At 68.6% G+C, this 11,105-nt stretch carries 10 protein-coding genes and 2 pseudogenes; 6 read left to right on the top strand and 6 right to left on the bottom strand.

Translation table 11 applies throughout. The features are described from left to right. Positions 1-91: 91 nt before the first annotated feature. Positions 92-1,534 carry a serine/threonine-protein kinase gene (locus tag ACNPQM_RS42525; protein ID WP_418088205.1) on the bottom strand — a complete coding sequence of 481 codons (1,443 nt, stop codon included), beginning with the start codon at positions 1,532-1,534 and terminating at the stop codon, positions 92-94. A 965-nt stretch (positions 1,535-2,499) separates the two neighbouring features. Between ACNPQM_RS42525 and ACNPQM_RS42520 the strand changes: the two genes are divergently transcribed. Next, the gene (locus tag ACNPQM_RS42520; RefSeq protein ID WP_418088204.1) at positions 2,500-2,790 is read left to right on the top strand and encodes a hypothetical protein; all 291 of its coding nucleotides are present in this window, start codon (positions 2,500-2,502) and stop codon (positions 2,788-2,790) included. 515 nt (positions 2,791-3,305) lie between these two features. Here the strand turns inward: ACNPQM_RS42520 and ACNPQM_RS42515 are convergent. Together ACNPQM_RS42515 and ACNPQM_RS42510 are read right to left on the bottom strand one after the other, a co-directional pair. Then, positions 3,306-3,539, bottom strand: a complete 234-nt coding sequence (locus tag ACNPQM_RS42515; RefSeq protein WP_418088203.1) for a hypothetical protein — start codon at positions 3,537-3,539, stop codon at positions 3,306-3,308. Further along, positions 3,536-3,844 carry a transposase gene (locus ACNPQM_RS42510; RefSeq protein WP_418088202.1) on the bottom strand — a complete coding sequence of 103 codons (309 nt, stop codon included), beginning with the start codon at positions 3,842-3,844 and terminating at the stop codon, positions 3,536-3,538. Before ACNPQM_RS42510 ends, ACNPQM_RS42515 begins: the two co-directional genes overlap by 4 nt. A 647-nt stretch (positions 3,845-4,491) precedes the next feature. On the opposite strand from ACNPQM_RS42510, the gene ACNPQM_RS42505 reads away from it, so the two are divergent. After that, the gene (locus ACNPQM_RS42505; RefSeq protein ID WP_418088201.1) at positions 4,492-4,725 is read left to right on the top strand and encodes a hypothetical protein; all 234 of its coding nucleotides are present in this window, start codon (positions 4,492-4,494) and stop codon (positions 4,723-4,725) included. A gap of 217 nt (positions 4,726-4,942) precedes the next feature. Here the strand turns inward: ACNPQM_RS42505 and ACNPQM_RS42500 are convergent, their stop codons facing one another. Beyond that, positions 4,943-5,938 carry a hypothetical protein gene (locus ACNPQM_RS42500; protein ID WP_418088200.1) on the bottom strand — a complete coding sequence of 332 codons (996 nt, stop codon included), beginning with the start codon at positions 5,936-5,938 and terminating at the stop codon, positions 4,943-4,945. 547 nt (positions 5,939-6,485) lie between these two features. Between ACNPQM_RS42500 and ACNPQM_RS42495 the strand changes: the two genes are divergently transcribed. Then, a complete protein-coding gene (locus ACNPQM_RS42495) occupies positions 6,486-6,785 on the top strand; it encodes a helix-turn-helix domain-containing protein (protein ID WP_418088199.1) in 300 nt (99 codons plus the stop codon). A 351-nt stretch (positions 6,786-7,136) separates the two neighbouring features. Here the strand turns inward: ACNPQM_RS42495 and ACNPQM_RS42490 are convergent, their stop codons facing one another. Continuing rightward, positions 7,137-8,000, bottom strand: coding sequence for a LysR family transcriptional regulator (locus ACNPQM_RS42490; protein ID WP_418088198.1), 864 nt, complete (start codon positions 7,998-8,000; stop codon positions 7,137-7,139). Positions 8,001-8,223: 223 nt separating this feature from the next. On the opposite strand from ACNPQM_RS42490, the gene ACNPQM_RS42485 reads away from it, so the two are divergent. The 3 genes and pseudogenes from ACNPQM_RS42485 to ACNPQM_RS42475 all read left to right on the top strand — a co-directional run bounded on the left by ACNPQM_RS42485 (position 8,224) and on the right by ACNPQM_RS42475 (position 10,622). Next, positions 8,224-9,114: an aldo/keto reductase family oxidoreductase gene (locus tag ACNPQM_RS42485; RefSeq protein WP_418088206.1), complete on the top strand. Its 891-nt coding sequence runs from the start codon at positions 8,224-8,226 to the stop codon at positions 9,112-9,114. Positions 9,115-9,215: 101 nt separating this feature from the next. Then, positions 9,216-10,162 (top strand): annotated as a pseudogene (locus tag ACNPQM_RS42480) (IS481 family transposase). A 58-nt stretch (positions 10,163-10,220) separates the two neighbouring features. Beyond that, on the top strand, positions 10,221-10,622 hold the full coding sequence (locus tag ACNPQM_RS42475) for a DUF6896 domain-containing protein (protein ID WP_418088197.1): 402 nt from the start codon (positions 10,221-10,223) through the stop codon (positions 10,620-10,622). A 5-nt stretch (positions 10,623-10,627) separates the two neighbouring features. On the opposite strand, the pseudogene ACNPQM_RS42470 reads toward ACNPQM_RS42475, so the two are convergent. Then, positions 10,628-10,909 (bottom strand): annotated as a pseudogene (locus ACNPQM_RS42470) (transposase); the annotation flags it as partial. Positions 10,910-11,105 lie beyond the last annotated feature (196 nt).

Genomic DNA, 11,105 nt, shown 5'->3' with positions numbered 1-11,105 from the left:
GCGGACCGTGTCCATCTCCTCAGGTGTCACACCTGAAAGAACATCACAACCTATCCGCAGATGATCAATCGGGGTACCTAACAAAGCCCTACTAGTCGGTTTCCCCGACCAGGGACGCGAGGTGATCGAGGAGCCGGTCGAACTCAGGGGTACTGGTGAACTCGGCGTCGGCGAGTTTGTGCCGGATGTCGCGGACCCGTTTCCGTACGTCCTTGGTCTTGTCCTCCCCCTTCTCTCTGCCCTCAGCCAGCTTGTCCTGGGCTTCGGAGACCTTGTCTTCCAGATCGTCGGCGACGTGCTGGTCGAGCCGACCTTCGCCGGCGGCAGCGCTCAGTTCCTGGGACACCTGGCCGAGCAACACACCGGGGTCGTTCGACAACGCTGCGGGTGTGTCGACGGTGACGTCCGAGGCAGCGGACGGGCTCGGCGAAGGAGAAGCATCTGAAGCAACGGACGACGAGGGAGTGGGGCCAGTGGGCGGCACTGCGTCCTGGGTCACGGAAGGGGAGTCGGCAGCGGCCACCTGTGCGGAGTCTGGCTGGAAGAGGAGGTATCCCACGGTCGCGAGAGCGGCCGCTGCGAGTCCCGAGATCGCTGCCGTGCGCGCGCGGGAGTCACGCCTGCGGGATCGTCGTTTGGCAGGAGCTGGCAGCACGGCCGTGCGTCCCACCTCGGCGGCCGGTCGTGCGGACGGCGGTGGTGTGGGCTGTGCCATCGCGGGCGCGCTCCGCCTTCCCGGGGTGGACAGCCAGTCCGCGACCTGTTCGGCGCCGGGGCGCGCTTCCGGTTCCTTGGCGAGCAGCGCCAGGACGAGTTGTTCGAGCTCCACCGGAAGCTCTGCCCCCATGCTGCGCGGCGGTGCGGGCAGCTCCTGGACGTGCTGGTAGAGCAGTGCGGTCGGGGTGTCCGCGCGGAAGGGCGGGTGCCCCACAAGGAGCTCGTACAGGACGCAGCCGAGCGCGTACATGTCGGAGGCCGGGCCGGCGTCGGTTCCGAGGGCGCGTTCCGGAGCGAGGTAGGAGACGGAGCCGACGATCATGCCCGCGCTTGTGAGCCCGGCCGCCGTGTCGTCGGCGAGGCGGGCGATACCGAAGTCCACCACCTTGACCGTGCCGTCAGGGGCGAGCAGAAGGTTGGCGGGCTTGATGTCGCGGTGGATGACGTTCTGCCGGTGTGCGGCGGCCAGGCCTGAGGCGGTCTGGCTGCCGATGGCGGCCACCTCGCGGGGCGTGAGCGCCCCCGCCGAGACCAGCTGGTCGGCCAGGCTGCGCCCCTGGACCATTTCCATGACCAGGTACAGACGGTCGTCGGCCTGGCCGAAGTCGTAAATGGCGACGATGTTGGGGTGGCTCAGGCGAGCGGTCGTGTGCGCCTCCTGCCGGAAGCGGGCCGCGGCCGACGGGTCGATGCCGCCGGCCAGGAGCAGCTTGACCGCGACCGGACGGCCAAGGACCTCGTCTCGCGCGCGCCAGACCTCCCCCATCCCCCCTCGGCCGAGAAGCTCCTCAAGCTGGTACCGAGCCGCCAACAGCACGCCGAACGCCCTCCAAGTGGACTGCCAGGACCGAACCCTGCCAGACGGCGGCACCAGGGTTCTTCTCGCTCGCGCGATGAGATACCGCCCCGTCAAGGCAGCGACCGCGCGATAGCCGGATCGCCAGCGCACACCGATGGGGTCCCAATTCCAAGATCGCAGCAGGCTATCAGAACCCTCGCCCACCAGTTCGGCGAGGCGAGCACGGAGAGTGACGTCTTGCCCGCGTGCCAGGAGTGGGGCGCCTGCATCCGGGCGCCCGAGCGGTACCGTCGCAATTGGCTGCCCGCACGGGTGCGGCTACATCGGCACCTCGGAGATCCGCCCGAGCATCCTGTACGTACTGATCCTGCAGATAAGTCCGTCCTACCTTCCTGATCAGGCAGGCGGCGGTCACCGCCCAGTTGACAGGGCAGCGGCCTCCGCCGCAGGGGTTCGACTTCGGGATCTCTCACCCCTCCCTTCCTCACCTCCGGCAACATCGCCGACGACCAGGCAGCCGACTCGTCCGTCTCTTCTGAGCCAGGAGCAGACTCCCGGATCAGCTCGTCCTCGCTCCATGCTGCGGACTGCACGCCTCGCGAAGTAACCCCGGGTGCCGCCGCAGGAGCGATCCATGCCCCTTCCGCCATCTACGCAGCAAAAACCACGATGGGTCCCGGATCAGGTGATCCGAGCCCCATCGGTAGCTAGACGCTGCTGTCAGCGAGCGGCGGTGTGACCGGCCACGCCTGTCGCAACGCCCTCGGGGGTGGCGATGGCCATGTCATCTACGGCTACTGAACTCTGCCGGCGCCGACTTCGGCGAGCAGTCGAGGCTGAACAACAGCCGGCCAAAGTTGACGCGCGATCGGTCAGACACCGCCGCCCGCGTCGGCGACGCCAGCTGGCTCCGTCGTTAGTCTCGTCGACGAGGAAGTCCCGATTCGGCGACAGCCCGCCGCGGCGCTCGTAGGATGCCCTGGATGCCTAAGTCGATACGGATGAGCCGCTCGTGGATTGCCGCGTGGGCGGTGCTGTGCGCGGCTGGCCTCGCCGCCACCGCCAAACTGAACGCCTCCTCGGCACCGGCCCCGCAGCCCGAGAAGTCCGTCAGTGCCGAGTGCGCCGAGCGTATCGCGGACATCGAGACGCAGCTGGCCAAGGCCAAGCAGGAAGGCAAGGGAGACGGAATGCTGGTCTTCTCGCGAGTCCAGGTCGGCACCGAGGACGACTGCCGTGACGATCTTCGTGACCACTTCCGTGGCGATCAGTGAGCCGCGCTACCTGGCTCGCCGCGATGGCAGGGCTAACCTTCGTCTGTGCCGGGGCAATCATTGCCGCGGGCGCCACATCTGAACCGAAGCCGCGGACCACGCCGCCGCGGGTGTACTCCTCCTGCCTGGCGGCAGACACCAAGCCGGTGTCTGCGGACGACGCCCCGTGCGATGGCCGCTGAAGAACGTCCGAGCGACCGTCCGCCGCATGGCAGAGCACCCAAACCCAACTCGGTCTCTTGGCCGACGACGCCACCACAAAAGCCGTGGACATCGGTGGCTCACCCAGATGAGGGGGACCCCGTTCGTCACTGACAGTGAATCTAGCCACGGCCACTTGATTCTCCGTCAGGCGGCCGTGGGCGGAGTCGTGTGAGGAGAAGCCCCGGACTGAGTCCGGGGCTTCTCGTTGTCGTGGGTGGTTGTTGCTCGCTATCCGAAAGCCCCCGTCGGCATGGGGTCTGATGCAAGGTTGGGTGACAGGTGCGGTCACGCGGCCCGGAGGGCCGGTGCAGTCATAGTGATCTCGACCTGCCAGATCCCGCGCTGCGGGCTTCGTCGGCCAGGAGGCGGTAGCCGAACTCCGGGTCCTCGCGGTGAGCGTCGAACAACGCGTTCGCGCGATGGGCCTGCTCGAACTCAGCATCGGTCACCGGTCGGTCGAGCCAGCGGTAGTAGGGCTGCCTGGCGAGCTTCAGAACCCGGCACGTGACCGTGACGGGAATCCCGTCGCCGGCCAGCTCTTTCACGAGCGGGTAGATCCCTTTCCCGGGAGATTCGCCTGGGACAGGTAGGCCGCGGCCCGGCGCAGGACATCGTACTCCTGCTCCAGCGGCTTGATCCGCCGACGTGCCTCCCGTAGTTCCGCGCTCTCCTGGCTGGACGTTCCGGGCCTTGTCCCGTCGTCGATGTCCGCGCGGCGCATCCACTTCCACAGCGTCATCGCGTGAACTCCGAAGTCGGCGGCCACCTGCTCGATCGTCACGCCCGGGGCGCGGTTCCTCGCGACCCGCACGACATCCTGGCGGAACTCTTCCGGATAAGGCTTGGGCACAGCGACATCCTTCCCACCCGCCCTACAGGGCAAGCCAGTTCAGATGTCACCCGATCGTGCGGCAGACCCCATGTCCTCATATCAGCGACTACATCTACTGGGACTTGGATCCCGATCTGAGCGCCGAGCGGATCGTCGATCGAGCGTTGACCTACAAGCCGATCGCACTCTGACTCAAGCAGCGCGGTAAGAGTTTCTCTACTTCATCAAGGGCCCGCGCACGGCGCGGGTGCGCGCCGCCTCTGCGGCGCGCTGCGTGCATGCTGGCAAGGGAGGGACGTCATCCGCGGGCACAAGATGATGCCTCCGGCGGGGGATCGGCCGGCACCGGGATGGAGGGGGCACCGTTGCCGACTGCGGGCCCGTAGTGGTGTGCGTGGGGAGCTCCCATCCCGTCCACCGCCGACCCAGGCAGAGCCGAGCAGACGCGGCCCATGGCGTCCAGGTCGTTCGTACAGTGGCGCGCTCCACCTGGACGCCATGAACCACGCCCGCTCCACGGTGTGTGGGTCGACGGCGGACGGGATGGGAGCTGGGGTGACTGGCGGATGGAGGCCGGTTGGGAGATTCCGAAGGTTTCGCACGGGAGTACGAAGCGAGCGTTAGGCTCCGGTCTCCGGCAAGAGCGGCCCGACCCTGGAGGAGACGTGAACCGCGAGTTCACTAAGTACGGCGTCGGCTTTCTGGCCGTCACGGCATGGGTGGGCCTTCGCGATACGACATCGGTACCTTCGTTGGTTATCGGCTGCCTGTGCCTCGCAATACTCGCTTGCTGGTTCACTCTTCGTATCCGGCAAGAGATCCAGGCCATCAAGGAAGACAACAGACAAGCCCGGGAACGCCGGGAAGCACGCAAGCGCGAGCGACAGGTGGGTGACTAGCCGACCGGCTCGTCGTCCAGAACGGCCCTGACGCCTGACATCAGTGGCTGACACCAACAGGCGCGGACAGCGGCGGTCGGCCCCGGTTCCCAGGGTTCTGGCTCAGGTTTCGTGCAGCAGCGACTGAGCGTTGCGAGCCGGGAGGCGGCTGCCTCGGTGGTCGGGGCTGGATTTGATACGAGTGCCGTCCGTACGGGGCCAGTTCCGGGTGGGACGGTCAGTAACGCCGACGGCGGCGTCGGAGAGGCTCCGGCCGGGCCGCCGCCTCGAGAGGCGCGAGGCCCTCCAGGAGCCGTCGGTAGGCGTCCGGGTCCCGCTCGAAGTCCGTCCCGGCTGCGAGGGCGGCCCGGTCGGTGTCCTGCCCCCGGAGCAGGTCGACCGATGCCTGCGCGAACCGCTCCCACAGGCCGTGCCGTTCGGCGTCGGCCAGCAGCCGGCGCAGCTCGGTGACCGCCGCCTCGGCGTCGGCGCGGGCGGCCGGTCCGGCCTGGAGCCTGTTCCGCAGCCCGGCGGCGGGGGCCGCCTCCCTAAGCAGCGGGCGCAGCCGGTTCGCGAGGTCCCGGGCGTCCGCCGCCGCCCTGTGTGCCTGCGGCCCGGCCTCCCGCAGAACCCAAAGGGAGCGGACCAGTTCGGGGTCAGGTGCCGCGTCGAGCGACCCGTGGCGCCCGGCGTCCCGCACCGCGTCCACCGCCCGCGCGTAGTCTTCGGCTGCCCACCCGGCAGCCTCGGCCAGCCGGGTCGCGCGACGCACGAGCCGCGCCTCCACGCCGAGGACCCGGGGGAGGGCGCGGAGGTTGCCGCCGACCAGCCCGATCAGGATGAGCAGTACCCCCAGCAGCAGGAGGGTGTCCGAGGTGGTGAAGTCCTCCTCCGAGAAGGCTTCGAGATCGTACAGGTCCCCCCGGTTCGGCCCTTTCGTGAACATGAACCCGGACGCCCAGCCGTAGCCCCGGTTGTCCGGGTAGTTCGGCGCCTTGAGGCTGTCGCTCCGGCCGGCGTCGCAGTGGTACGGCCCCTCCCGCGTCTTCTTCTCGTACGGGTCGCTCCACCGGACCCGGCAGGTGCCGTCAGCCTTCTCATCGACCACCGCCAAGTCGATCTGACGCGTCGCGGGCAGCTCCGGATCCGACTCGATCGCGTACAGCCCCGCCGAACACGCGAAGAGCATGAAACCGGCCGTCAGAACCCAGCGGAAGAAAGGTATGTGCCTCATGTTGTCATCCCCCCACCGTCAGCCTCGCACGGCGCATGCAGGTGAGCTAGAGGCCAGCTCCGGCAGCGTGTCGCCGCCGTCCCTGCCCGGGTCCGGCAGGGCGCCGCGTCCGGTCCGCCTCGCTGGCCCTGTCCCGACCTACTGGACCTGGCCGTCCCTTACACCGACCACTCCGACTTTCGCGAACAGTGGCTGCCGCACCACATGCGCACCAGATAGGGCAGGGAACATCGGTCAACCACGGTCACAACGGCAAGCCGCCATTAGCCACAGACAGGACCGTTGTCGCAGGTCAAGCAGGCTTCAGGTGCCCAAGTCCCCGTGATTCCCAAGCTCAGGGCGCTGCTCGTTGAAGTAGGAGGTGACGGCAGTAAGTGACGGCAACGTAGGCGCACGAGAGCGTCCCAGAAAGCACGTCCACGCCTGACTTGGGTCGAGGGGCTGGGGCAGCACGCAGATGCACGGGCCGTCTGGTCGAACTTACAAAGCAGATGTCGGCGGTCCGAAACCGTCCGCGCCCACCAGTGCAAAGGCCCCCTCGCCGATCATGGCGAGGGGCCTTTGCAATGTCTCCCGGTCCGTCTTCACCGACCGATTCCAGGCCACGATCGGCATGCCGCCCCTCCGCTACGCCACGGAGCTGCGGATGCTCCTCGCCGGCCAGTGGGTGGCACAGGACACGTTGCCGATCCAGTCCGTGGCGCTGCGCCTCGGCTACACCTCTCAGGCCGCTTTCAGCCGCGCCTTCAAACGCGTCACCGGCCGGTCGCCCGGCGCCAGCGGGAATGCCGTATCCCTCGCCGGTTCCACTTCCCTTGCCGGGGCGGCGAGGCCGGGTGCTGGGTGACTCCGCCGGATCCGCCGCCGCGCTGTGCCGGGGGCGCTGAGGGGTGTCGCTCACCCCCGGGCGGGTGCGCGCTCGGGGGCTGGCCGAACCGTTTCTCGTACGCGACCTCGTACGCGACCCTCGTCGCGGGCCGGGAGGCGGCTCGGCGGCGGGGCCAGTAGGCGCTCGCCTGCCCGATGGCGCCGTTCGCTGGGCTGAGCACGGTTCCGGTCCGGCTGAGTGCGTCAACGGTGGCACGTACGTACAACAGCGCGCTGTTCAGCGCCGGTTGACTCCTTTTCCCAGGGGCGGCAATAGGGCGACGGCGGCGCGTGGCGAGCGGCGAGGGGAGGCAGGCGTGGCAAGAGGAGGTCACAGCCGGGTGGCCGTGCGGATCAGTCCGGCCAGGGCTAGGGAGCGGCTGTGCGCCGGCCAGGCGATGTGAGTGACGACGGGTGGCGCGTCGGACAGGGGGACGGCGGTGTGCTCCGCCCACAGCCAAGCGCGGGCGGAGTCGGGGAAGACGGCGACGGTACGGCCGAGGGCGATCAGCTGGGCGAGCTGCGTCTGGTCGTGGATCTCGGGGCCCGGACCGGGCGGGTACGTGCCGTTGTGGGCCCAGCGGGCGAGTGGGAGGCCGGGGATGTCGCCGACCTCGGCCAGGGACAGAGCCCTGCGCGCGGCGAGCGGGTGCGCGGCGGGCAGGATGGCGACCTGCCCCTCGGTCATCAACTCCTCGCTGTCGAACCCGGCGAGGGAGTTGAACGGCTTGTGCATGAGCGCCACGTCGGCGCGGCCGTCGCGCAGCATCTCTCCCTGCTCGCACGTACCGCTCGGCAGCACCTCGATCTCGGCGGCGTCGGGCTCGGCCGCGTAGGCGTCGAGGAGCTTGTGCAGCAGTTCGTGGGATGCGCCGGCCTTCACCGCCAGCACCAGGCGGTCGCGGGGGCCGCCCGTACCGTCGGCGCCTCCGGCGCGGCGGGTGCGGCGAGCGGCAGCGGTGGCCGCGTCGAGGGCGGCGCGGCCCTCGTGCAGCAGCACTTCTCCGGCGCCGGTCAGGGAGACGCCGCGGCGGTTGCGGTGCAGCAGGGAGACGCCGAGACGCCGTTCGAGCTGCTGGATCGCGCGGGACAACGGGGGCTGGGCGATGCCGAGGCGTTCGGCGGCGCGGCCGAAGTGCAGTTCCTCGGCTACGGCCAGGAAGTACCTCAGTTCGCGGGTCTCCAAGGCGTCCATGGCCGCAACCGTACCTCGGTGATACCTGTCGGGTATGACAGGGCACCGCATCGGTGTTGGATGCACCGCTCGTCCGCGACCGAGCATGGGCGGTACGAGCGGAACGACGATCGCATCGGCCCCCGGCGTGAGCATCGCGAACAACGACCCCGTGGCGAACAGCGCTCCGCGGCATCCGGCTCAGCATGAAAGAACTATGAAGAACATGGAAGACACCACTGATATGAGCACACCCTCCGCCCCACTGCCCGGCGGTACCTGGTCCCTCGGCGACCTGACCGTCACCCGCTTTGGCTACGGCGCCATGCAGCTCGCCGGCCCCGGAGTCATGGGCCCGCCCGCCGATCACGACGGCGCGCTCGCCGTCCTGCGCGAGGCCGCCGACCTCGGGATCACCCATATCGACACCGCCGGCGCGTACGGGCCGCGCTTCACCAACCAGCTGATCCGTGAAGCGCTGAACCCTCACTCCGAATATCCTCAGCACTCCGCACCGCCGCACATCGTGACCAAGGTCGGCGCGGTCCGCGATCAGCAGGGCGGCTGGCCCCCGGCCCGGAAGCCCGATGAGCTGCGCCGCGCAGTCGACGAGAACCTCGAAGACCTCGGTCTCACCTCCCTCGACGTCGTCAACCTCCGGCTCGGTGACGCTCAGGGGCCCCGGCCCGGCTCGCTCGCCGAGCCCTTCGAGACCCTTGTCGAACTCCAGCAGCAGGGCCTGATCCGGCATCTCGGAGTGAGCAACGCGACGGCGGAGCAGGTCGCCGAGGCGCAGACGATCGCGCCGATCGTATGCGTGCAGAACATGTACAACCTCGCCTACCGCCAGGACGACGAACTGATCGACGATCTCGCGGACAAGGGCATCGCCTACGTGCCCTTCTTCCCGCTCGGCGGCTTCACCCCGCTGCAGTCCACGGCGCTCTCCGCCGTGGCCGCCCGGCTGGGCGCGACGCCGATGTCGGTCGCCCTGGCCTGGCTGCTGCGGCGGTCGCCGAACATCCTGCTCATCCCCGGCACCTCGTCGGTGGCACACCTGCGCGAGAACGTCGCCGGGGCGGGGCTCCCGCTCTCCGACGAGGAACTCGCCGAGCTGGACAAGATCGGCCGCTAGGTGTATTGATCACGAGCGTTGTTGACACTCGCAGGGCTTGATCATGGCGAAGACCTCCGGTGTGGTGGAGCTGTCTAGGACCGCACCGCACGGAGGTCTTCGTGTCCCACCGTAATGCCCGGCTGACCGTTCACGGCAGGCGACTGCTGGTTGAGCGGGTCCGTTCCGGTCGGCCGGTCGCTCATGTCGCGGCCGAAATGGGCATATCCCGCACCACCGCGCACAAATGGGTGTGGCGGTTCGCCGCCGAGGGCGAGCGGGGACTGCACGACCGCTCCAGCCGCCCGCACACGACACCGCACCGCACCCCGGCCCGCCTGGAGGCCCAGGTGTGCCGGCTGCGGCAGGACCGCAAGCTGGGCCCCGCCAGGATCGGCCCGATCCTCGGCCTGCCCCCGTCCACGGTGCACCGGATCCTCACCCGCCACGACCTCAACCGTCTGGCATTCATGGACCGGCCCACCGGACAGATCATCCGAACGAGCACGGCCCGGCGAGCTGATCCACGTCGACGTGAAGAAACTGGGCCGTATCCCGGACGGCGGCGGCCACAAGACGCTAGCCCGCCAGGCCGACCGGGCCACCCGCGGCGGGATGGGGTTCGACTACGTCCACTCCGCCGTCGACGACCACACCCGCCTCGCCCACAGCGAGATCCACCGCGACAAGAAGGTCGCGACCTGCGCCGACTTCCTCACCCGCGCGGCCGCGTTCTTCCACGCACACGGCATCACCCGCATCGAACGTGCTCACCGACAACGCCTGGGCCTACCGCAAGGGCCTGGCCTGGAAACAAGCCCTCACCGAGATCGGCGCCACAGGAAAACTGACCCGCGCCTACCGCCCACAGACCAACGGCAAGGTCGAACGCTTCAACCGCACCCTGCTCGAGGAATGGGCTTACCTGCGGCCCTACACCAGCAATGACGAAAGCACCGCAGCCCTGGACGGCTTCCTGCACGCCTACAACTACCATCGCTGCCACACCGCCCTCGGAGGCCAGCCACCCATCACCCGCGTCAACAACCCTGCGGGTCAATACACCTAGACGTTGGAGGCCCCATGGAACAATCCCTTCAATCACGGGCCCAGAGGGATGACACCGTATGGAACGGGTTGAGGCTGCGCGAGACCTCGTACTCGGATACGTCCGCGCTCTAAACGCGATTGATGAAGCCATGAGGGCCGCGATCCCCTCGCTCGAGCGGCTGGTGGACGTTGTCGGCCTGGCCCGTTCGCGCCGGATCAGCCGGAGTGATCACATCGGTACCTACTACTACAAGGTCCATGGGGCAGGGTGCCGCTTCGTTAGCGATAGCGGCACTCAGGTCGATGTGGACTTCGCAGCCGACGGGCGTGAAATCTTCGACCTCTGGCGGCTGCGCGCATATGGGCTGAGCCTGCCGGAGCCTCTTGACGTCACGGATCAGGACATGCGGTCCGCAGTGCAGTCGCTGCAACCGCTTCTGACCGAGGCGCGGCCGGGGTGGTTCAGCCTAGCCAACTGATCGTCTCAGGGCGAGGCTCGCAGGCGGCGGAGGTATATGAGGCTGCAGGCCAGTTCGAGCAGGCCCTGATGGAGATCGGCGCGTCGTTCGTAGCGGGTGCGGAGCCGTTTGAACTGGTGCAGCCAGGCGAAGGCCCGTTCGACCACCCAGCGCACCTTGCCCAGTCCGGAGCTGTGGGCAACGCCGCGTCGGGCGACCATCGGCTTGCTGGCGCGCTTCCACAGTAGGCGACGGTACTTGACGAAGTTGTAGCCCCGGTCGGCGTACAGGCACCGGGGTTTGCGACGAGCGTAAGACCCGCAGCTCAACTCATTCTGAAACGATCAGTTGATCGACGTTCTGTTGACCCAACTTGGTCCGTGCACCCTGGAGGTTCTCGGCCCCGGTTCCCGGGTCCCAGGCCCTGTGTCCCCCGACCCGGGTGGGCCGCACGGCGGTTCAGCAGTGTGACAGCGCCCCGGTCAGTCTCATCGTTGCGCGCCC

It is taken from the genome of Streptomyces sp. NPDC056231 (assembly GCF_048270745.1).
Taxonomy (GTDB): domain Bacteria; phylum Actinomycetota; class Actinomycetes; order Streptomycetales; family Streptomycetaceae; genus Streptomyces.
Note: the sequence above shows the minus strand (reverse complement) of the source record. Positions and strands in the feature narration are given on the sequence as shown.